The sequence below is a fragment of the Flavobacterium sp. genome (assembly GCF_035292545.1).
GTDB lineage: Bacteria > Bacteroidota > Bacteroidia > Flavobacteriales > Flavobacteriaceae > Flavobacterium.
The window spans coordinates 1-23995 of the sequence record NZ_DATDPV010000036.1; the positions used below are offsets into that span (position 1 = coordinate 1).

20 protein-coding genes are annotated in these 23995 nt (G+C 34.5%); 9 read left to right on the top strand and 11 right to left on the bottom strand.

Annotated elements, in window-relative coordinates; translation table 11 throughout:
• The 6 genes from VI621_RS05725 to VI621_RS05750 all read left to right on the top strand — a co-directional run.
• Positions 1 to 1679: T9SS type A sorting domain-containing protein (locus tag VI621_RS05725; protein WP_324217422.1), on the top strand; the 1679-nt coding region annotated here is incomplete at its 5' end.
• Positions 1680 to 1980: 301 nt separating this feature from the next.
• Positions 1981 to 6708, top strand: coding sequence for a fibronectin type III domain-containing protein (locus VI621_RS05730; protein ID WP_324217423.1), 4728 nt, complete (start codon positions 1981 to 1983; stop codon positions 6706 to 6708).
• Between the two features lie 125 nt (positions 6709 to 6833).
• Positions 6834 to 7832: a glycosyltransferase gene (locus VI621_RS05735; RefSeq protein WP_324217424.1), complete on the top strand. Its 999-nt coding sequence runs from the start codon at positions 6834 to 6836 to the stop codon at positions 7830 to 7832.
• Positions 7829 to 8413: a dephospho-CoA kinase gene (gene coaE, locus VI621_RS05740; protein ID WP_324217425.1), complete on the top strand. Its 585-nt coding sequence runs from the start codon at positions 7829 to 7831 to the stop codon at positions 8411 to 8413. Before VI621_RS05735 ends, coaE begins: the two co-directional genes overlap by 4 nt.
• Positions 8414 to 8484: 71 nt before the next feature.
• Positions 8485 to 10068, top strand: a complete 1584-nt coding sequence (locus VI621_RS05745; RefSeq protein WP_324217426.1) for a HAMP domain-containing sensor histidine kinase — start codon at positions 8485 to 8487, stop codon at positions 10066 to 10068.
• 4 nt (positions 10069 to 10072) lie between these two features.
• Complete coding sequence (locus VI621_RS05750) at positions 10073 to 10789, top strand: response regulator transcription factor (RefSeq protein ID WP_324217427.1); 717 nt, start codon at positions 10073 to 10075, stop codon at positions 10787 to 10789.
• Positions 10790 to 10937: 148 nt separating this feature from the next.
• On the opposite strand, the gene VI621_RS05755 is transcribed toward VI621_RS05750, so the two are convergent.
• The 8 genes from VI621_RS05755 to VI621_RS05790 form a co-directional block, all read right to left on the bottom strand.
• Entirely contained in the window at positions 10938 to 11678 is a 741-nt protein-coding gene (locus VI621_RS05755; RefSeq protein WP_324217428.1) for an acyl-[acyl-carrier-protein] thioesterase, read from the bottom strand.
• Positions 11679 to 11687: 9 nt separating this feature from the next.
• Positions 11688 to 12596 (bottom strand): tRNA (adenosine(37)-N6)-dimethylallyltransferase MiaA, encoded by a 909-nt coding sequence (gene miaA, locus VI621_RS05760; RefSeq protein ID WP_324217429.1) that lies wholly within the window; start codon positions 12594 to 12596, stop codon positions 11688 to 11690.
• Between the two features lie 153 nt (positions 12597 to 12749).
• Positions 12750 to 13589 (bottom strand): ion transporter, encoded by an 840-nt coding sequence (locus VI621_RS05765; protein WP_324217430.1) that lies wholly within the window; start codon positions 13587 to 13589, stop codon positions 12750 to 12752.
• A gap of 28 nt (positions 13590 to 13617) precedes the next feature.
• Positions 13618 to 14979 (bottom strand): exonuclease domain-containing protein, encoded by a 1362-nt coding sequence (locus VI621_RS05770; protein WP_324217431.1) that lies wholly within the window; start codon positions 14977 to 14979, stop codon positions 13618 to 13620.
• Positions 14980 to 15058: 79 nt separating this feature from the next.
• Entirely contained in the window at positions 15059 to 15727 is a 669-nt protein-coding gene (locus VI621_RS05775) for a YggS family pyridoxal phosphate-dependent enzyme (RefSeq protein ID WP_324217432.1), read from the bottom strand.
• Between the two features lie 38 nt (positions 15728 to 15765).
• Entirely contained in the window at positions 15766 to 16983 is a 1218-nt protein-coding gene (locus tag VI621_RS05780; protein WP_324217433.1) for a DUF1015 domain-containing protein, read from the bottom strand.
• A gap of 23 nt (positions 16984 to 17006) precedes the next feature.
• Entirely contained in the window at positions 17007 to 17894 is an 888-nt protein-coding gene (locus tag VI621_RS05785) for a 3-hydroxybutyryl-CoA dehydrogenase (RefSeq protein WP_324217434.1), read from the bottom strand.
• Between the two features lie 47 nt (positions 17895 to 17941).
• A complete protein-coding gene (locus tag VI621_RS05790; protein ID WP_324217435.1) occupies positions 17942 to 18907 on the bottom strand; it encodes a Gfo/Idh/MocA family oxidoreductase in 966 nt (321 codons plus the stop codon).
• Between the two features lie 283 nt (positions 18908 to 19190).
• Between VI621_RS05790 and VI621_RS05795 the strand changes: the two genes are divergently transcribed.
• The gene (locus VI621_RS05795; protein WP_324217436.1) at positions 19191 to 19832 is read left to right on the top strand and encodes a protein-L-isoaspartate(D-aspartate) O-methyltransferase; all 642 of its coding nucleotides are present in this window, start codon (positions 19191 to 19193) and stop codon (positions 19830 to 19832) included.
• Between the two features lie 31 nt (positions 19833 to 19863).
• Here VI621_RS05795 and VI621_RS05800 read toward each other — a convergent pair whose 3' ends face one another.
• Positions 19864 to 20913 (bottom strand): Fic family protein, encoded by a 1050-nt coding sequence (locus tag VI621_RS05800; RefSeq protein WP_324217437.1) that lies wholly within the window; start codon positions 20911 to 20913, stop codon positions 19864 to 19866.
• 91 nt (positions 20914 to 21004) lie between these two features.
• A complete protein-coding gene (gene smpB / locus VI621_RS05805) occupies positions 21005 to 21457 on the bottom strand; it encodes an SsrA-binding protein SmpB (RefSeq protein WP_324217438.1) in 453 nt (150 codons plus the stop codon).
• A gap of 152 nt (positions 21458 to 21609) precedes the next feature.
• Here smpB and VI621_RS05810 point away from each other — a divergent pair, with 152 nt between their 5' ends.
• Positions 21610 to 23121 carry a S8 family peptidase gene (locus tag VI621_RS05810; RefSeq protein ID WP_324217439.1) on the top strand — a complete coding sequence of 504 codons (1512 nt, stop codon included), beginning with the start codon at positions 21610 to 21612 and terminating at the stop codon, positions 23119 to 23121.
• A gap of 88 nt (positions 23122 to 23209) precedes the next feature.
• Positions 23210 to 23443 (top strand): VF530 family protein, encoded by a 234-nt coding sequence (locus VI621_RS05815; protein ID WP_324217440.1) that lies wholly within the window; start codon positions 23210 to 23212, stop codon positions 23441 to 23443.
• A gap of 3 nt (positions 23444 to 23446) precedes the next feature.
• On the opposite strand, the gene VI621_RS05820 is transcribed toward VI621_RS05815, so the two are convergent.
• Positions 23447 to 23995 carry a GNAT family protein gene (locus VI621_RS05820; protein WP_324217441.1) on the bottom strand — a complete coding sequence of 183 codons (549 nt, stop codon included), beginning with the start codon at positions 23993 to 23995 and terminating at the stop codon, positions 23447 to 23449.

The window sequence follows — 23995 nt, forward strand, 5'->3', positions numbered from 1 at the left end:
ATAGTGCGGTTACTACAGGAACTATGGCTACGGCGTTATACACTGGAACGCCTGGAAGTCTGGTCCAATTGACAGGAGCTTGTCTGTCAGGTGCTTCTCAGGATTTCTTAGGTTTAACAGTAGGGACAACTTATTATGCTCGCGTGTATACAACGTCTTCAACGGTAACTTTAACTACTAATTTTACGGTTTGTTTAGGAACATTGCCTGCTCCACCAACAAATGATGAGCCATCAGGTGCTGTGGTTCTGACTGTCAATCCTGATATGGCTTGTGCTATTACAACAAATGGAACTACAATATCAGCAACAGCTTCAACTGCTGTTGCACCTTCATGTAATGCTACTGGTATTAATGATGATGTTTGGTACACTTTTACAGCTACTGATGTTGCGCATAGATTTGTTTACAGTGGAGTAACTTCAGGAACTATAGCTACAGCATTGTATACTGGAACACCTGGAAGTCTTGTTCAATTGGTAGGAGCTTGTCTGTCAGGTACTACTCTAAATTTTACAGGTTTGACAGTGGGCACAACCTATTATGCTCGCGTATATACAACTACATCAACAGTAACAATTACTACTGATTTTACAATTTGTTTAGGAGTGCCGCCACCTGCGCCAATTAATGATTTTATTGCAAATGCTTCAATATTGACGGAATCTACAAATGAAACTTGCAATAATGGACTTGTTGGAACAACAGATTCTGCAACTCATTCTGCCGATTATATTTGTAACGCTACGGATCTTGATGTATGGTATACTTTTACACCATCTACAACGGGAACCTATAACTTTAACAGAACAATTACTTCAGGAACAGGAACTGGTTATATTTCAGTATATTCAGGGGTTTCTGGAGCTTTAACCAGATTAAATACTAGTTGTACTATAAATAATTTTGCTCTGACATTAACTGCAGGAACTACCTATTATATATCTGTTGCATCTGCTGCAACTTCTACTATTAACTTTTCTTTATGTGCTTATTTAGTTCCGGCAGCTCCGGCAAACGATCTTTGTGCTAATGCCGTTACGTTAACTGCTGGAAGTGTATTTGCAACTGGAGCAGTTGTTGGTTCAACTGCAGGAGCTACAACGGTTTCAGGATTAACGTATGCATGTCAGGCGACGAATCGCTCTGAAGATGTTTGGTATACTGTATCAGTTCCTGTTTCAGGAACCTTAACGATAGAAACAAAACAAGTAAACGGTTCACCATTACTTGATACGGTTCTTAGTGTGTTTTCCGGAACGTGTGGTTCTTTAATCGAAATTGGATGTAATGATGATGGCGGAGATGGAAATCATTCTATTGTCAGTTTAACCGGGCAAACTCCTGGATCAACTTTATATATTGGAGTATGGAAATTTAATTCGTCAGCAAGTGGACAATTCCAAGTTTCAGCATTCGATGCTTCATTAAGCAATTCAGGTTTTGATAACAATGGTTTCAGTGCTTATCCAAATCCAGTGAAAGAGGTATTGAATTTATCATACACTCAAAACATTTCTGTTGTGGAGGTATATAATTTACTTGGACAACAAGTGATTGCAAAAACAATCAATGCCAATCAATCACAAATTGATATGTCTCATTTATCAAGTGGAGCATACATGGTAAAAGTTACAGCTGATAATCAGGTAAAAATGATTAAAGTGATTAAAGAATAAGTTTTATAACATTTCTTCATATTAAAACCACCAACATAAAAGTTGGTGGTTTTTTTATATCTCATTGTATTTAATGGAATTAATCTCATTGTCGAATAATAAAAAACAACAATCAATTGCTAAATAATTAGCCTCATTCTCAATTAGTCTGAAAGAGTGAATGGACTTTATAAAAATATTTAATGTTTATGATAAAATATAACATTAAATATTTAAAATGTTAGAGACCTTGTTATTATGATTTTTTTTTTATTATTTATTTATATTAGCAATCTAATAAATATAATTAATACTTATTAATATGAAAAAAATTACTTTGTTATTTATGTTGTTTCTGGGAATACATTCTTATGGACAACTTTTTGAAATTGCATCGTGCTCAAATGGTGGTTCGTCAAATTATGGACCAATGTATAGCACAGCAGTAGTAAATGCTACAAACCGTACTGCAGTTATTTATCCGGCTTCACAATTAGCTGGTATTGCAGGTAATAATTTAAATGGAGCCTATTTTAAAAGATCCACTGCATCAGGAACTATGGCCGGAACTCCAAATTTTAAAATCTATTTGAAGGAAACTTCAAGTATTGATTGGGGATCAGGAGCAGTAGATTGGGCAGTAATTTCTACTGGTGCAACTTTAGTATATGATTCGAATCCTGCTTCAAGTGTTGGTGCCGATGCTGGATGGAAAAATTTTGCATTTACTACAAACTTTTTATATTCAGGAACACAGAATTTGGCTGTTTTCTTCGAATATACAAATGATACAGCAAGTACTTCAATTGCATGGAATTATGAATTTAACAGCCCATGTATAGTCACAACAAACAATAATACAACTAAATATAGTAATAATACTTCAGGTACATTGCCAAGTTCATTAACTACATCAGAATATAGAAGGCCTTTAATAGGTTTTGATTTTGTTGTAAGTTGTCCATCACCAACAGGATTTTCTTTTTCAAATCTTACTAATTCATCAGTAAATTTGAATTGGGTTGCCGGTGGAGCAGAGACAAGTTGGGAATATGCAGTTTTGCCTTCAACTAATCCAGTCCCAACATCGGGAACGTCAATTGGAGCCAATTCAGTTATTGCGGCTGCGGTATCTCCTAATACAAGTTATACTGCATATGTAAGAGCAATTTGTGGTGCTGCAGATAATTCGGTATGGAAAACAGTGAGCTTTGTGACTCCTTGCGTTCCAATAACTGATTTTATTGAGAATTTTGAGTCATGGCCTACTGGAACAGGAAATTTACCTGATTGTTGGAGAAAACTAGGAACTAGTGCTAATGTTTATAATACTACTGGAAGTGTGGCACCAATGTCGCCAGCAAAAAGATTGTATTTAAATAGTGGAACTGGACTAAGTGCATTAGCCATTCTGCCTCCTGTAAGTAATTTGTCTTCTAGTACTCATAAATTAAAATTTACAGCATATGCTACTGCGGCAGATAAATATCTTGAGGTAGGATATTTGACTAATGCATTAGATGCCAGTACATTTGTGCTGATAGAATCTCTATTAATGCCAAGTACAGTAGCTAGTACAGCGCAAACGTTTACTGTTGTTCCTTTATTAATACCATCCGGCGCTACCAATTTGGTTTTTAGAAATCAACCTGCAGTCGGAACATCTACAATTTATATAGATGATGTGAAGTGGGAAGTGAATTCATCTTGCGTTGAACCTTCAGCATTATCAGCAAATAATATTACAACTGACACTGCTCAATTAGGATGGACTGGTGGTCCAGAAACAGAGTGGTCTATTCAATACGGATTACAAAATTTTCAATTAGGTACAGGTACAATTGTTCCTAGTGTAACCACTAACCCATATGTAATTAATGGTTTAACTCAAAACACTGTTTATCATTTTTATGTAAGAGCTATATGTACAGGAAACATTAATAGTTCATGGACGGGACCATTTACTTTTTCAACTCCATGCGCTTCGGTTACTGATTTTATTGAAAATTTTGAATCATGGCCTACAGGTACAGGAAATTTACCTGCTTGTTGGAGTAAATTGGGAACAAGCGCGAATGTTTATACCACTACCGGTAGTGTTGCACCGATGTCACCTGCAAAAAGATTGTATTTAAATAGCGGTACCGGACAAAGTGCATTGGCCATTCTTCCTCCTGTAAGTAATTTACCTGCGGAAACTCATAGATTAAGATTTACAGCCTATGCCACTGCGGCAGATAAATATCTAGATTTAGGGTACTTAACTACACCTTCAGATGTTAATTCATTTGTATTGCTTGAATCTCTGCTGATGCCAAGTACGACAGCTACTACAGCACAAATTTTTACTATTATACCTTATTCAGTACCATCAGGTGTTACCAATTTGGTTTTTAGAAATCAACCTGCAGTCGGAACAGCAACAATTTATATTGATGATGTAAAGTGGGAAGTGAATTCCTCTTGTGTTGAACCATCAGCTTTATCAGCGAATATGATTACTACTGGCACTGCTCAATTAGGATGGACAGCAGCAGGTCCTGAAACAGAATGGACTATTCAATACGGATTGCAAGGTTTTACATTAGGTACAGGTACCATTGTTTCTAATGTAATGACTAACCCCCATTTAATCTCAGGTTTATCTTCCAATACTGCTTATCAGTTTTATGTAAGAGCAGTATGTGCAGGGGCTATTAATAGTTCTTGGAGTGGACCATTTAGTTTTAGAACTCTTTGTACTGCGGTTACTGCATTTTCTGAAAACTTTGATTCCTCACCAACCGGTACAGGTAATTTGCCTGATTGTTGGAGTAGTATTGGTACAGCAACGACTGTTTATAATACTACAGGAAGTGTCGCTCCAATGTCTCCGTCTAATAAATTATATTTATATGCGGGAACTGGTTTAAATGCGGTTGCGGCATTGCCTACAGTAAGTAATTTATCAGCGGGAACGCACCGATTAGTTTTTAGAGCTTATGCAACTGCTATCGATAAAATGTTAGAAGTGGGTTATTTAACGGATGGGTCAGATGCTAGTTCATTTGTACTTATTCAATCTATTCTTATGCCAAGTACTGTAGTAGCTAATGCTCAGGTATTTACAGTAATCCCAGTTTCAATACCTGCAGGAGCAGTGCGATTGGCACTTAGAAATCAGCCAGCTACTGGAACTTCAGTTATTTATATCGATGATGTGAAATGGGAAGCCGTACCATCGTGTGTGGAACCCACTAATATCGTTGTAAGTAATGTAACGACAACTTCTGCTACTGTAACATGGACCGCTTCTTTTACTCCGCCGGCAATGGGTTATGAATATTATTATTCAACTACAAATACAGCGCCAACAGCTGGAGCTGTTCCAACAGGTGCAGTAGCAGCGGGAGTAACAACAGTCAATCTGACTGGACTTACACTTTCATCTACCTATTATCTATGGGTACGTTCAAAATGTACGGGATCCGATTCAAGTGTTTGGAGTCCTGTGGTTTCATTTATAACTCCATGTAATCCTTATACAATTCCTTATTTCGAAGGTTTTGAAACCGGATACACGCAAGATGTTGCAATTGCCGGATGTTTGACTCAAGCATCTATAACAGGAACGAATGATTGGGCAGCGAATACTTCTTTAACTACCTATAATAGAACGCCAAGAACAGGTGTATGGAATGCTTATCTTAGATATGGTAATGAAGATTGGTTATTTATTCCAATAAGCTTAGTAGCAGGAACAAATTACACCGTGAGTTTTTATGCGCGCCAAGACGGGGCTACTGCAGCCAATTCTACTATGGCTGTGAGTTATGGAACTGAAGGTACTGTAGCTGGTATGACCAATGCAATAGTTGCTGCAACAGGTATCATTAACGGTAATTATCAGCAAATTACGGGTATATTTACGCCTGCAACTTCAGGGGTGTTTTATGTAGGAATTAAAGGATATATGAATAGTACTCCTTGGTATATTTCATTAGATGATATCAGTATTGATGTTAGTCCTACTTGTCTTGCTCCCTTAGGTTTAGCGATTAACAACTTGACGAGTACTAGTGCAACTCTTACTTGGGCAGCCTCTTCTACGCCGCCGGCATTAGGATATGAATATTATTATTCAACTATAAATACAGCTCCAACAGCTGGAACTGTTCCTACAGGTGCAGTAGCAGCGGGAGTAACAACAGCCAACCTGACTGGTCTTAGTGTTGCCACTACGTATTATGTATGGGTGCGATCTAAATGTACTGTGTCCGATAGTAGTTCTTGGAGTGTATTGTTTTCCTTTACTACCAATTGTACTGTTGCTACAGTGCCTTATACTCAGGACTTCGAATCATCAATTGTGCCTGCTATGCCAATATGTACATCAATTGGAAATGCGGGAACAGGGAACAACTGGGAAACAGCCAGCAATCCTGGATATGGTTTTACTTCAAAAGTATTGCGTTATACTTATAACACTACAAATGCCGCAAATGCTTGGTTTTATACACAAGCTATAACTTTAACAGCAGGTACTAGCTATAACATCGCCTATAAATATGGTAATAATAGTACTACTTATGTAGAAAAATTAAAAGTAGCTTATGGCATGACTGCGACTTCAGCAGGCATGACAACTGTTCTAGCGGATCATCCAAGTATTACCGGAGGAACAACAACCTCTACGGCAACATCAAACATGGTTTCGTTTACACCTACAGTATCCGGCGAGTATTACTTTGGTTTTAATGCGTATTCTATTGCTGATCAATATTATCTTTTTGTTGATGATATTGCGATTACTACAACATTAGGAACCGATTCTTTTGATAATACTAATTTTTCGTACTATCCAAACCCGGTAAAAAACACACTGAATTTATCTTATACTCAGAACATTTCTTATGTAGCGGTATATAATTTACTTGGACAACAAGTGATTGCAAAAACAATCAATGCCAATCAATCACAAATTGATATGTCTCATTTGTCAAGTGGTGCATACATGGTAAAAGTTACTGCTGATAATCAAGTAAAAATGATTAAAGTGATTAAAGAATAAGATAATTTTTATATTGAAAAACCATCAACAAAAAAGTTGGTGGTTTTTTTTTATATTTTTTAAAGTTTACCTTTGTTAAAGTTTAATTGATGTAATTAAAAATAGTTAACTCATAAATAAAAACAATGTATTTCTCTTTAATTATCCCTGTTTTCAATCGTCCGGAAGAAGTAAAAGAACTTTTAGAAAGTTTATCACAATCTGATTTTAAGGAAGAATTCGAGATAGTTATTATAGAAGATGGTTCTACTTTTCCTTGTGAAAATGTAGTTGATTCCTATAAAGAAACATTAAACATTTCCTACTATTTAAAATACAATTCAGGTCCTGGAGATTCCAGGAATTTTGGTATGGGTCTTGCTAAAGGCGATTACTTTCTGATTTTTGATTCAGATTGTATCATTCCGAAGCACTATTTGACCGAAGTATCAAAAGCATTAAAACAAAATTATGTCGACTGTTTTGGTGGTCCTGATAAAGCATTAGATTCGTTTTCTGATATTCAAAAAGCAATCAATTTTGCAATGACATCATTTTTAACAACGGGCGGAATCCGCGGAGGTTCAGAAAAAATAGACAAATTTCAACCAAGGAGTTTCAATATGGGATTGTCTAAAAAGGCATTTGAAGTCTCTGGAGGTTTTGGAAATATACATCCCGGAGAAGATCCGGATTTGACGATTCGATTATGGAATCTAGGTTTCAAAACCAAACTTTTTCCAAGCGCGTATGTATATCATAAGCGAAGAATTGATTGGGATAAATTTTCAACACAAGTTAACAAATTTGGAAAAGCAAGACCAATTTTAAACAGTTGGTATCCAAAATACAGCAAATTGACTTATTTTTTTCCATCGATTTTTATTATGGGATTTTTTGTAGCGTTAATATTGTTAATTTTCGCGCAAGATTTATTGTTAAAATTATATTTTTTTTATTTTTTTGTTTTGTTTTTAGTTTCAACATTTCAGAACAAAAGCTTAAAAATAGGTTATCTGTCACTAATTGCAGTATGGAAACAATTTTTCGGATATGGTTTTGGTTTTTTAGAATCTTTTATTAAAATAAATATTTTAAAGCAAAAACCCCAAGAAGCATTTCCAGAATTATTTTTTAAAATATGACAAAAATAATCGGTTTAACGGGCGGAATCGGAAGCGGAAAAACGACGATTGCAAAGTACATTCAATCGTTGGGGATACCCGTTTATATTGCTGATGATGCTGCAAAAAAAATAATGGAATTACCAGAAACCATAAGCTCAATAAAACAGGTTTTTGGAAGCGAAGTATTTGAAAATGAAAAACTAAGTAAAGAGAAGTTAGCCAAAATAGTTTTTAATAATTCACAAAATCTAAAACAGTTAAACCAAATCGTTCATCCGGCAGTGAAACGTGATTTTGATGAGTGGTTTAGTAAGCAAAAAGGATTTCCTTTTGTCGTCAAGGAAGCCGCAATTCTATTCGAAAGTGGCAGTTATAAAGATTGTGATGCCATTATTACTGTTGAAGCACCCTTAGATACTAGAATTCAGAGGGTAATCAAGCGGGATAATACAAATCTTGAAAGCGTAATGAGTCGCGTCAATAACCAGTGGACTGATGAAATGCGGGCAACAAAAAGTGATTATGTGGTTGAAAATGTGGATATTAAGAAGGCGATGTTGCAAATTGATGAAATTCTTAAAAAAATGACAAATCAATAAAAATAAAGATAGGTGTTAATGTTTGGTTAATATATTTATTGCTTAAGTGTTAAAATGTTAAATTTGTAGTGATGAATAAATTGTTTTTCCGATTACTGATTGTACTGATGAGTTTATCCCTAATTGGGATAATTTTAGTGCAGGTATATTGGTTTAATACTTCCTTTCAGAATAACGATGAACAATTTCGATTTCATGTTCAGCAGGTGATCAGTAATGTAGCTGGAAAATTACAAAAACAGGAAGCGTATAACTTTTATGACAAGTATAACCATTACAAAGACAGTACTGGTAAAGCGCCTCAAAAAAATGATTTATTAGAATTTTATTACGTTCAAAAAAATTCCAGAACTAATGAAACTATAATCTATTCAAACAGTATAATATCCGAAGATTATGATATATCTTCATCGTTCTTTGATAAGAAAAAAGACAGTGTAAAACTAAAGAATTTTTCATCCAAAAGAGTTACAGAGGTTTACAACAATAGCAATATTGATAAATCAACGATTCAAAATAATTTAATTCCGGATGTTAAAATTCAAAAGTCCGGGAACTTGGATATATTAGATAATGCCCAATTTGAAATTTTTTTCAAGGACGTTGCTTCAACAATGCCGATACAAGAAAGAGTTTCAAAAGCAGCATTACAAAAGTTATTGGCAAATGAGCTTAATGAATTTGGAGTAAAAACGCCTTTTGAATACGGAATTTACAGTAACGGATTGGCAACAAAAATCAAATCTGATAAATTCAGATATGATAAATTTACAACTTATTCCATTCCAATATTTGTAGATAATGAAGGAAACAGTAAATACCAATTACTGGTTAGTTTTCCACATAAAAAGAAATTTTTATTTTCAGAATTAGTAGGAATAACCGTTTTGTCAATAGTTTTCACATTAATCATTGTCATTGCTTATTCGAGTGCCTTGAACCAGTTAATACGACAACGTCAGATTTCTGAAATCAAAACCGATTTTATCAACAACATGACGCATGAGTTCAAAACACCGATTGCCACCATTAATTTGGCTTTGGATGCCATTAAAAATCCAAAAATTATAGACGATAAAGAGAAGGTACATCGGTATCTGCAAATGATTAGGGATGAAAATAAACGAATGCATGCACAAGTAGAAAATGTGCTTAGAATTTCAAAATTAGAGAAAAGAGAGCTCGAAATCAGTAAAGAATCAAATGATATTCATGAGGTAATTGACGAAGCGATTGAGCATGTTAATTTAATTATTGAAGACAGACAAGGAACAATCACTACGCATTTTAATGCAAAAAGAACCACCGTTTTATTAAACGATGTTCATTTTACCAATGTGATTGTAAATATTCTGGACAATGCCATAAAATATTCTCCCGAAGCACCAAAAATTGATGTTTATACAGAGAATATAAAAGATTTTATAATTATTAAAATCAAAGATCAGGGTGCAGGAATGAGCAAAGTGGCCCAAAAAAGAATTTTCGAAAAATTCTATAGGGAACACACCGGAGATTTGCATAATGTTAAAGGCCATGGTTTAGGTTTGGCCTATGTTAAAAGAATAGTTGAAGATCACCACGGTGAAATATTTGCAGAAAGCGAAAAAGGAAAGGGTAGCACCTTTATAATAAAAATACCACTAATTAATTAAGGTTATGGAAACAGAAAACAAAAAAATACTTTTAGTAGAAGACGACCAAAATTTCGGCGCAATCCTTAAAGATTATTTAATGCTAAATGATTTTGATGTTACATTGGCAAAAAATGGAATGGAAGGTTTTGAAAAATTCAAAAAAGACACTTTCGATTTGTGTATCCTCGATGTCATGATGCCTTATAAAGATGGTTATACTTTAGCTAAAGAAATTAGAGAAAAAAATAAAGAAGTGCCTATTATTTTCCTGACCGCAAAATCTATGAAAGAAGATGTGCTAAAAGGATACAAAGTAGGAGCAGACGACTATTTGAACAAACCTTTTGATTCAGAAGTTTTGCTAATGAAAATCAAAGCCATTATTCAAAGAAAATCAACCGATGTAAAAACGGATATTACCAAATTTGAATTCCAAATCGGTAAGTTTCATTTGAATTCTAAACTTAGATTTCTGACGTTCGATAATGAAGAACCAATAAAATTGTCTCCAAAAGAAAACGAATTGCTAAAAATGTTGATTCTTCATGAAAACGATTTGATGCCAAGAGAATTGGCCTTGACAAAAATCTGGAGAGACGACAACTATTTCACTTCAAGAAGTATGGACGTTTATATCGCCAAATTGAGAAAATACCTAAAACCGGACGAAGATGTAGAAATCTTAAATATCCATGGCGAAGGTTTCAGATTGGTAGTAAAAAATAAGGTAATGGAATAACAAAATAGCTTCGAGAAATCGGAGCTTTTTTTTTGAAGCTAATCCAGCTATACGTTCCAATCTTTTCTTTTTTAAAGAAAAAAAGAAAAGGATTTCCACTGCTATCTGGGCTATGGCAATAAGGATATATGAACTTTAATTTATAATTTTATTTCCAATTCAATTGCAAGGCAAAACAGGTTTTATCGTCTTTTGTAATATTAAAAATGGAAGCCTTTTCCGTCACGCTTTCATGGATAATAACGGTGTCTTTTAACGATAATTCTTTTAAAAAATTCATCTCAAAACTTTCAATCTTCTGTTTCAAAATGGATATTTCGTCAACCAAATCCAAACACCATTCCAGGTATTTTACATTATTCACATGATTTACAATATCCAAATCAGATAAGACGACAGTTCTTTCAAACACCATTTCCTTTTCATCCTGAAGTGTGATTTTAGAAAATGGTTTTTCGGTTGCTTTCTTTTCAGGATAGATTTCAAAATGGGCATAGGGTAATGCCAAGGCTTCCGGTCGTCTGGTTTTAGTGTTAAACACGGCCCAAAAGGTTTCTGAACCCACCATTTTCGCTCCGTTGACATACACTTCCAGAGCTCTTACCGATCGGGAATTTTCCAGAGAATTAATCCATGTTTTTACAGTAATAACATCTTTCCATTTGGGCAATTCTGTAATTTCAACCCGCATTCTGCTCAAAACCCAAGCTTGATTAAATTCTTGCATATCGGTAAAACTGATCCCTCCAATTTCCGAATGTGCCGCAGCAGTCAATTGCAAAAAATTACACAAATCCGTATATTTCAAATAGCCGTTTGGTGTGCATTGTGTAAAATTGATTTCCCAATCTTTACTAAAAACCGAAGTGAAATTTGGTGCTATTGGCATAAAAATAAATTAGGAATCATGTTTTTTTGTTTTGATATAATCAATGATTTCATTTTTATTAATGGTGAAATCGAACCATTTGGTATCCTCATCTCTCTTAAACCAAGTTAATTGTCTTTTAGCAAATCGACGGGTATTTTTCTTGATTTCTTCAATGGCAAATGCCAATGTGAATTCACCGTTAAAATAACTGAATAATTCCCGGTAACCTACAGTTTGTAAGGCGTTAAGGCTTTTATGAGGATATAGGTTTTCGGCTTCTGCCAATAAACCTTCGTTTATCATAATATCTACACGTTGGTTTATTCTATCATAAATGATAGGTCTTTCGGCTTCCAAACCAATTTTTATCGGGGTAAAGTTACGTTCGTTTTTCTTTTGATTTAAAAAAGAAGAGTAGGGCTTCCCGGAGCCGATACACACTTCCAAAGCGCGCATCATGCGTTGCGGATTTTCTTTGGCAACTACGGCAAAATAGTTTGGATCTCGTTTTTGTAATTCGGTTTGTAAATATTCAATTCCCAATTTTTCGTAATTTTGGGTTACTTGTTCCCGAACAGAAGCATCAATCTCTGGAAATTCGTCGAACCCTTTTAAAACTGCATCTACATACAATCCGGAGCCGCCAACCATTACGACATAATCATTGGTTAAAAATAATTCATCCAGTTTTGCAATGGCTTCTTTTTCGAAATCACCAACGGTATAATTCTCAAAAATGGATTTGTTATGAATAAAATGGTGTTTTGCCGCAGCTAATTCCTCGGTTGATGGAACGGCCGTTCCAATAGTCATTTCCTGGAAAAACTGTCGGCTGTCGCAAGATATAATTTCGCAATCGAAATGTTGTGCCAAAGCAATACTCAAGGACGTTTTTCCTATGGCTGTTGGTCCGATAATGGTGATTAGGTATTTCATATTTTTTAGCCCGGATGGAAACGAAAACCCCACAGTTATGAAAGTTAGTTTTTCTTGGTTGTAAAAGAGCGACCTTAGAAGCTCCTTTTACGGCCTTAGAAAAACAACTTGAATGACGAGGAGTTGCAGTGCATAGCCGGAAATAGCTTCAAATTAATTTTCTTCTAAACGAAATCCGCAATGATCGCAAAACTTTGCGTTTTCACGATGGTATTTTGTACCGCAACTTTCACATGGATTTTTAAGGTCTGAATCTGTTTTTTTAGTATTTGTTTTGGCGATTTCCGCAGTTACAATTCCTGTTGGAACGGCAATGATTCCGTACCCTAAAATCATAGCTAAAGAAGCTATAAATTGACCTAATGGTGTGATAGGAGAAATATCGCCATAACCTACGGTGGTCAGCGTAACGATGGTCCAATAAATGCTTGTTGGAATGCTGGTAAAACCACCTTCTTTTCCTTCAACAACATACATGATCGATCCTATTATGATGGTGCTAATCAGCACAAAATAAACAAAAATAATAATCTTTCCTTTACTGGCCAACAGGGCTCTTTTCAATTGAAGGGATTGGCTTGAAAATTTTGGATGGTTTAATATTTTGAATAATCTTAACAATCGGAAGGCTCGAACTATGGTTAAAACACTTGCTCCGGTAAAGAAAAAAGTCAAATACATGGGCAGTACGGCAATCAAATCTATAATGCCGTAGAAACTGAAAATGTACCGGAACGGTTTGTTGATAGAAATGACTCTTAAAATATATTCGATGGTAAATAAAATGGTGATAACCCATTCAAAAAACACAAGATAATCATGGTATTTCTGATTGAAATCCTGTACCGTTTCCATCATTACCAGAAGAACACTCAGCAAAATAAGACCTAGAAGAATCTTGTCAAACAGTCGGCCAGCAACTGTGTTGGTGCCATGAACAACGATATGGATTTTTTGTCTTAAAATGTCGAATTTTGATTTTATTCCCAGCATGATATGAAATTAAGTGAAGTTAATAAAATTAAAAATTTACAATCTTCATCACCTTGCTTTTTCGCATATAATTTTGAATGCTATTTCGAGTATCGCGATTGTTTTGCATCGGAATAATGATGTTTCTTAAAATCTCAATATTGTTAATCTGGTAATTCAAATCGTAGAAAGCATAGCCTTTATAAACTCCATTTTCTATCAAAACAGCACTGCGTTCATTAATGGTGCGGCCTTTATCTACAATGACCATGCTTTTATTTTCAAACAGGTTTTTGTTGATAAATGTCTGAACTCGGGCATTATATTCTTCGGAAGAAATTTTCCCTACACAAGCACCATCACATTCATTAATAGTATGTTGAAAACAATGCGTTTTGGTTTCGTATAAGCCGGTTAATTTCTGGCATAAATTATAATGAGACGTAATTCGGAACATCGCATTTTTTCCTTCTTGTGCAGTGACGAAAGCTGTAACCTCTTTTTTCCTGCCATCGGCTTTTAAAAGTTTCAAATTCAGATACCCATTTTTGTCTTTTTCGGCATAGATAGCCCAGGCAAAATTAGTCTTTGGGGACATTCTGTTATAAATAGGTCTGTTGATTTTTATTTCTTCCGATTCTTTTAAAAGGGCAATCAATTCGCTTCCGGTTTCCTCATAAGTCACCGTGAAAACTTCATTTTGAATTTTTTTGGCACTTTTTGTAATCCCTGTAAAATGCTGATTGACTCTTTTTTTGATGTTTTTGCTTTTACCAATAAAAATAATACTTCCATCTTCCCGATGAATGTAATAAATTCCCGTTTTTGAAGGCAAATGTTCAACGATATCTAACAATTTGGGAGCAATTCCTTTGACAATATCTGTTTTGATGAGTTCTTTTACGATAACTTTTTCCAAATCTTTATCCAAAAGCATTTTGAATAATTTCACGGTTGCCATGGCATCACCAGTTGCGCGGTGTCTGTCAGCCATTGGAATCCCTAAGGCTCGAACTAATTTCCCTAAACTGTGTGAAGGTTGTTCGGGTAAAAGTTTTTTAGATAATTCAACCGTACAAAGAGTTTTTTGATTAAAGTCATAGCCTAAGCGACTAAATTCGGTACGTAAAATTCGGTAATCAAAAGAAGCGTTATGCGCTACAATTACACAATCATTGGTCATTTCTATAATACGTTTGGCAACTTCAAAAAACTTTGGAGCACTTCGTAACATCGCATTATTTATGCCGGTTAATTTGACCACAAAGGGCTGAATGGGAATTTCCGGATTCACCAAACTGATGAATTGATCCACGATTTCGTGGCCATCAAATTTATAAATGGCAATTTCGGTAATTCCTTCTTCGTTGAATTGTCCTCCAGTGGTTTCTATGTCGAGTATAGCGTACAAGATATTTGTTTAAAGTTTAATATTTGAAGTTGTGCAGCTTCAAAATTCATTGTTCGTCTTTCAATAATCAAATATTGAATTAACGATTACCAAAGATACGACTTCCTATTCGAACCATCGTACTTCCACAGTCAATTGCGAGTTGATAATCGCCTGACATTCCCATCGATAATATAGACATGTACTGCTGTGTATCTTTACTTGATGCGTCTTTACGTAATTCATCAAAAATCGATTTCAAATGTGTGAATTCTTTCCTAATTTGGTTTTGATTTTCGGTAAAAGTCGCCATTCCCATTAAACCTGTAATGCGAATGTTTTTCATTTGCTGAAAAGCTTCAGAGGATAGGAGAGCAGTGAGTTCTTTTTCGTCGAGACCAAATTTTGTTTCTTCTTCGGCAATATGTATTTGCAGCAGGCAATCTATGATTCTGTTGTTTTTTAATGCTTGTTTGTTGATTTCTTCTAATAATTTCAAACTATCGACACCGTGAATCAGGCTCACAAATGATGCCATAAATTTGACCTTATTCGTCTGAACGTGACCTATCATGTGCCATTCGATATCTTTGGGCATTTGTTCCCATTTCTCAGCCATTTCCTGGATTTTGTTTTCACCAAAAATGCGTTGTCCGGCATTGTAGACTTCCATTAGATCGGAAACGGGTTTGGTTTTGGAAACCGCAACAAGAGTTACGTGTTCCGGTAAAGTGTTTTTTATGGAAAGTAAATTTTCAGCAATTGACATTTTTGAATCTTTTAATTTTTAAACCTTTTCATTAAGATTTAAAGTTCATAAACCACTAATCCACTTCTGAATTTTGGTTCAATATATGTGCTTTTTGGAGGCATAATCAAATTGGCATCGGCTATAACCTTGATTTCATTGGTATTAGATGGGAATAATATAAAACCAATTTCAAATTCTTCGCTATCCACTTTTGCTTTTACATCCAAAACAGATTGCTTTCCGGGGATATATTCAATTCGTTCATCATTGCGTAAATCTTCAATTCCTAATATAGGTAAAAGTACGGTTTCGTATAAAATTTGTGCATCCAAACTCCCTAAAATGGTTTTGAAATGATTTTTTTCTTTTAAGAGTAAAGCATAAAAATTGCCATCTAGATACATTCCAAATTGATGTTTGTCTGAAGGTTGAAATAACTTTTCAGATTTTATTTCTACAACGAAATTTTTGGATAATTTTTTTATAAAATCGTCTTTGGTTAAGCCATTCAAATCTTTGATTAACCGATTGTATTCGTAGATTTTCACATTACTTTCAGCGATGAGGAAACTCATAAAATAGTTCAGGTTCTCATTACCCAAATGCTTGTTTTGTTCGTATAATAATTCAGCGGAAGCCGAACGATGATGCCCATCGGCAATATACAAATCACCAATTTCATCAAAAGTTTTTTGCAACCAAATGATTTCTTTTTCATCATCAATTTTCCAGAGATAATGAATGTCTTTGTTAGTTGTCGAAAATTCAAAATCAGGAATTGCTTCTTTCTTTTTGATAAACCAACTCTCAATGTCGGGATTATCGGGATAGGTCATCAAAACGGGTTCGGTATTAAAACCCGCATATTTGATGTAATCTTTAAACAAATCGACACGGTATTCGAGCGTGTCTTCGTGTTTTTTGATGATATTGTTTTTATAATCTTCAACAGAAGTACCAACAATAATACCTATAAATGTATGTTTTTCAGTAGTTATCTGATATAAATAGACTGATGGCTTTTGGTCTTGAACCAAAATATGTTCCTCTTTAAATTCCTGAAATTTTTGATTAACCTGCTTAAATCGTTTTTCAAAAGTATTCTTTTGTTGATTGGTATAAGCTGGGTTCAAAATATGCAAAAAGGACAACGGATTAAAATCCAATTGCGAAGCCAGTTCGGCTGCTGAATATTCCTCATAGGAACGTGAAGTCACTAAACTCACTTTGTCGCGAGTGGGACGAACTGCTTTAAAAGGAATTATTTTTGCCATTTATAGAATTGAAAAATGATAATTTATGCGAACATTGTTGCTACTTTTTCTGCTTTTTTGCTTTCTGCATAATCGTAAAAACCTTCACCTGATTTTGCTCCTAATTTTCCGGCGCGAACCATATTTACCAATAATGGACAAGGGGCATATTTTGGGTTTTTGAAACCGTCGTACATTACATTCAATATTGCTAAACATACGTCAAGCCCAATAAAATCAGCTAATTGTAAAGGTCCCATTGGGTGTCCCATTCCTAATTTCATTACGGTATCAATTTCGTAAACACCAGCTACTTTATTGTATAACGTTTCGATAGCTTCGTTAATCATTGGCATTAAAATTCTGTTGGCCACAAATCCAGGATAATCATTTACTTCAACAGGAGTTTTTCCTAATTTTTCAGATAAATCCATGATTTGTTTGGTCACTTTGTCTGAAGTATTGTAACCACGAATGATTTCAACCAGTTTCATAATCGGCACCGGATTCATGAAATGCATCCCGATAACTCTTTCAGGATGAGAAACAACCCCGCCAATTTGTGTGATGGAAATGGAAGAAGTATTGGTGGCTAAAATGGTGTCATGGGAGCAAGCATCATTTAATTGTTTGAAAATGTTTAGTTTCAATTCTACATTTTCGGTTGCAGCTTCAACTACTAAATCTACACCAACAACACCATCTTTTATGTCTGTATAAGTGATAATATTACTAATCGTTTTGAATTTATCTTCTTCAGAAATTGTTCCTTTTGCAACCATTCTGTCCAAATTGGCAGCAATAGTTGCCATTCCTTTATCCAAAGATTTTTCGGAAACATCGATTAATTTTACGGTAAAACCGCTTTGTGCAAAAGTATGCGCAATTCCGTTACCCATTGTTCCTGCTCCGATTACTGCAATATTTTTCATTTTTTATGTTTTGAATTTAAAGATTTTAAAATTTTATAATGGATAGACTATTTTTTGAAACAATCAATGATTTGATATGCTACTCTTAAAGCATTTGTTCCTTGTTCTAAAGTTACCACTGGAGTCGTATTGTTATTTATGGCATCTGCAAAAGAATCCAATTCGTCCAAAATAGCATTGTTTTGTTCTACTTCAGGATTTGCGAAATAGATTTGTTTTTTTATGCCTTCGGCATTTTGAAGAATCATATCAAAATCCCCGGGAATTTCGGGAGCGTCTTTCATTTTTACGACTTCACATTTTTTCTCCAGGAAATCTACAGAAATGTAGGCGTCTTTTTGGAAAAAACGAGATTTACGCATGTTTTTCAATGAAATTCTGCTGGCTGTTAAATTGGCCACACAACCATTTTCGAATTCAATTCTAGCATTAGCAATATCCGGCGTATCACTAATTACCGAAACGCCGCTGGCATTGATGTTTTTTACTTTGGAATTCACCACGCTCAAAATCGCATCAATATCGTGAATCATCAAATCTAAAACCACAGGAACATCGGTGCCACGAGGATTGAATTCGGCCAAACGATGCGTTTCTATAAACATTGGGTTTTCAATCATGTTTTTGGTGGCGATAAAAGCAGGATTGAACCTTTCGACATGGCCAACCTGACCTTTTACCTTGTATTCATTGGCTAAAGCGATGATTTCTTCGGCTTCTTTGACTGTATTTGAAATGGGTTTTTCTATAAAGACATGTTTACCCGATTTGATGGCTACTTTGGCACATTTGTAATGTGAAAGCGTTGGAGTTACAATATCAATAACATCAACAGCGTGAATTAAAGTGGCTATGGTATGGAATTGTTTATAACCAAATTCAGCTGCTATTTTTGCCCCGTTTTCTTGATTTTCATCATAAAAACCGACTAATTCGTATTTATCAGACTGTTGTAATAATCGTAAATGTATTTTTCCAAGATGACCGGCACCTAAAACCCCTACTTTTAACATATAAATGTATTTTGAACAAAAATAGGAATAAAATGATAATTGATAATTGATAATTCATAATATTTTAGCCCCGATTAATTCATCTAATTTTTGTTTTAATTAGAGTTCAGTGAATTTCATTTATAGTAGAAATCCTTTTTTGATGAACGAAAAAGAAAGATTACTTCACCATGCATTTATTTGATTTGAAGTTCAGTGAATTTTATTTGAAACGAATAGCATTAAATGCTTCTTAAATTTATATTTCTTTTCTTAATTTTACCAAAATAAATCAACCCCAGTTTTGAAAGATACCGCCAAACACCAAGGACTTCGTAATCAATTAGTAAAACTTTTAGAAGGAAAAAGAATTACAGATTCCACTGTTTTGGAAGCTATTAAAAAAGTGCCAAGACACTTGTTTTTCAATTCTAGTTTTGCGGATTATGCATATCAGGACAAAGCTTTTCCGATTGCTGCCGGACAAACGATTTCTCAGCCTTTCACGGTAGCGTTTCAAAGTCAATTATTGGAAGTAAAAAAAGGTCATAAAGTGTTAGAAATAGGAACAGGTTCAGGTTATCAAACCGCTGTTTTGTGTACGATGGGAGCGACAGTATATAGTGTAGAAAGACAAAATGAATTGTTCAAGCAAACCTCTATTTTACTGCCAAAATTAGGAATTCGTCCCAAACTTTTGACTTTTGGAGATGGTTATAAAGGATTACCCAATTATGCTCCTTTTGATAGTATCATCGTTACGGCTGGAGCACCAATTATTCCGAAACCATTGATGGCACAATTGAAAATAGGGGGAAGACTAGTTATTCCGTTAGGGGAAGACGTGCAGATTATGACTTTATTGATTCGGAAAAGCGAAACCCAATTTGAAAAACATGAATTTGGAGAATTTCGATTCGTTCCTCTATTGGAAGATAAAAATTAAACCAAAACCCATTCACAATCGAATGGGTTTTTTATTGACCAATAATTCCAATATAACGCTCCAAACTTTCTTTCTCAATTTGAGCAATAAACAATAAGAAATCTTCTTTATTGTTTTTTGTTTGAGCCGTTTCTAATGTTTGATAATATTGCATTCTGGAATCATAATCGCCTTTGATATTGGCAATGATATAACCATGTTGCAATAAAATCAGGTTCATTACCAAACGAGAAGTTCTCCCGTTTCCATCAATAAATGGGTGGATAGTAACCAAACGTTCGTGCATTTCGGCAGCCAGAACGATGGGATGCAAACTGTTTTTATAAGTTTCATACCAAATGAAAAAATCTTCCATTTCTTTACTGACCATAAAAGGTTGTGGCGGCATGTAGGAACTTCCTTTTATCATGACTTGCACTTTTCTATAACGACCGGCGTCTTCAGGATAAATACCTCTCAAAATCAGATTATGAATAGATAAAACTTCACGTTCATTCAAAGAAGTATTTTTCTCCATCAGATGCTTGATGTAACCAATAGCTTCCTGATGATTAATCGCTTCGAGATGTTCGCGCATACTTTTTCCGGAAATGGTCAAACCTTCATTTATAACCAAATCGGTTTCACGAAGCGTCAGAGTATTTCCTTCGATACGGTTGCTTTCAAAAGTATATTCCAATTCTAAAGCTTGGGCAATTCTAAAACTGTCAAACTGACGAAAAGTATCTAATTTTGCTTTTAAAACATCGATTTCATCTAGAATAGTTTGCAATGTTTTTGAAATTTTTTTAGATGAAGAACTTCTTACATATTTAATTTCATCTTCGGCAACTTTTAAGGCTTTTAAGGCAAATTCGTCCTGACCAATTTCATAAAGAATTTTTTCTTTTAGCCAGGCTACCATTATCGTTTCAAAATCGATTTCAAGAAGTGAAGCTAATTTTATAATTTGTTCTTTGGTAGGTTTTCTTGTTCCGCTTTCGAATTTACTGATTAAAGCCTGATCAATTCCTAAAAGTTGAGCCACTTCTCTCGTTTTTAATCCTTTTTGCTCTCTTGCATTTTTGAGTAGTGTTTTCATTTTCGAGGATGTTTAAAATTGTCTTGACAAATTTAGTCATAATTTTTTGATAAAAAAAAAACATTTCCAATTTTAACCTAAAAATTACAACTTAAAATGATTTTTTGATTCGATCTAGATCACGCTTTGTGTCTTGCTCTTTTAGAGATTCGCGTTTGTCGTAGGTTTTCTTTCCTTTGCAAAGTCCAATTTCGAGTTTGGCCATTCCTTTTTCGTTGGTAAATAACTTAAGAGGAACAATGGTTAATCCTTTGGCCTGAACACTTTTTAGCAACCCTTTCAATTCTTTTTTATTCAATAAAAGCTTGCGTTCGCTTCTTGCTTTGTGGTTGAATTGATTCCCAAAAGTATATTCTTCTATGTAAGTATTAATAGCAAACAACTCGTTATTGCTGAATTCACAAAAACTTTCAGTGATATTGGCTTTTCCTAAACGAATAGATTTAATCTCAGTTCCGGCCAAAACAATACCAGCCGTAAATTTTTCAATTATTTCGTAATCGAATCGGGCTCTTTTGTTTAGTATGTTGATTGTTTTTAGCATAGGAATGCAAATGTACAAACTATTTATTCAACAAAAAATAATTCAAAAACGAATATTAATTTTATAAAAGTTGAAAGTTATTTTATAATAAAAAAGTGCTGACATTTAAATTATTATTATATTCGTAATTCAAACGCTAAAATTGTATAAAAATGACAAAAAAATTACTAAAATTATCTGTTATTTCGTTTTTACTTATTGTGTCTTGTACCAAAGAGGACGCAGTTCAAGAAAGTAATATTATTATTGATGCCTCTCAAAAAGAGCCTCTGACAGCAAAAGAAATTAATGCGAAAATAGACGAAGCTATAGCAACCAAAGGTTCGTTTAACTGGAATGAAGCCTCAAATCATTTGCTTTGGAGTGCGGCAGTTCGTGGAGAAAATGTTATTACAATAGGATTTGGAAATTCAAACAAAGATATTGAAAGAGCAAAATCGTATAGTAATGCAGATATTCAAAACGATTTATTGGGTTTAATTATGAAATATGAAGGAGCAAGTTTAGAGAAAACCCTTATTTCTGCTGATGAATATTTAAATTTGATTGATGTTATTATCTCAAAACAAGAAACTATAATTGCCCTGAGAAACAGTAAATTTATTCGTTATATCGAACCTGGAGATTACAAATATTTTGAAATAAAAAATGCAGAAAGTCGTTCCGATTCAAGTTCCGGTTCTGGTTGTGGTTTTGATACTTCAATATTAAGTTCCGTTGATTATACTACAATAACTCCAAATGCAAAAGCTCCTTGGACATTCTATCAGCACAATATTCCAAATGCATGGAATTATAGTACCGGAAGAGGAATTACCATTGGAATTATTGATACCGGAGTTTCCCCAAATCAAACATTATTAGGGTCGAGTTTTAATGATGGATTTTCAACAGGAAGAACAATCCAAAAGTATGGAACTTATGTAGATTCTATTTGGCCTTGGAGTACAACAACCGATGGTTCAAGTGATCAATGTGGCCACGGGACAAGCATGTCTTCAGTTGCTGCTGCCCCTAGAAATGACAATGGCATGCCTGTTGGTGTTGCTTACAATGCAAATTTAGTTACTTATCGTGCGGCGTTGAATGTAGTTTTAGATGGATATCACGAACAAAATGGTGTGAAAAATGCTTTTACAGCTTTGGCAAATAATGCTAATGTTAAAATTATTTCCATGTCAATGGGACATATTTTCTCAGTTGGTAAAATTGAAGACGGAATAAAATATGCTTACAGCAAAGGAAAATTGATTTTCTGTGCAGGCGGAACGTCAACTAGTTTTACCAACTTTGTGGGAGTAATTTTTCCAGCCTGGATGGCAGAAACTGTTGCTGTAACCGGAGTTAAAGAAGGTTCGGTCTATCAAAAGTGTGATGTATGTCACACGGGCGGAAAAATAGATTTTACTGTAGTAATGGAAAGAACAGTTTCCGGAAATACGGTTCCCGTTGGTAGTTATTATGATAATCAATCAGATTATGTAGGCGGTTCATCTGTTGCAACGGCTACCACTGCCGGAATTGCAGCTTTAGTTTGGTCAAAAAATCCAACGTGGACCAAAGATCAGGTTTTAACAAAAATGAAACAATCGGCAAGTTTTTACCCAAATAAAAATGCAGATTTTGGTTACGGAAATATTAATGCTTTGTTAGCCGTTCAATAATCGATGTTTAAATAATACAAAAAGCCATCAGAAGTAAATTTTGATGGCTTTTTTATGGTTACTAATAACTAAACACTATTTTTGCGTCATGAAAGATAACCAATCAAAAGATCCGCTTCACGGAATTACGCTTCAAAGAATTTTGGAACAATTGATCGATTATTACGGATTTGATACGTTAGGCGAACTGATAAAAATCAAATGTTTTACTGATAAGCCAAGTGTTAAATCCAGTCTGACTTTTTTACGAAAAACAGATTGGGCCAGAAAAAAAGTGGAGGAATTGTATTTGAGAACTTTGCCTAAATTTGAGGATAAATAGCTTTTATTTATTTAAAAGAGAATAAATAACGGTGTCCAAAAACCGACCTTCATAAAATTCATTTTCCTTTAAGTGGGCTTCTTTTACAAAATTATTTTTTTCTAAAACGATAGCCGAAGCTGTATTTTCAGGGTCAATGATAGCTTCAATAGAATGGAGTCCCATTACATTGAATCCATAATCAACTGCTTTTTTAATAGCTTCTGAAATAATCCCTTTTCCCTGAAATTCAGGAAGCAGCATATAGCCAATTTCTGCACGAAAGTGCTCGGGTTTTATTCTGTAATGACCAATTATTCCGATTAATTTCGGATTACCTTTTAATGTAATGGCCCAGTTAATTCCTTCGTTAGCTTCAATTTTTGAATCAATCATGGCGATATGTTCCAAAGCATCTTCAATACTTTTCACTAAAGGCCTTGGGATATATTTCATGGTTTCGACATTAGAACGTAAGGTAAAAATTTCGTTTACATCATTATTATCGACACGTCTTAAAAGCAATCGTTCGGTTTCAAGATTAGGAAAAGGAGTGAAGTTTATAGTTAACAT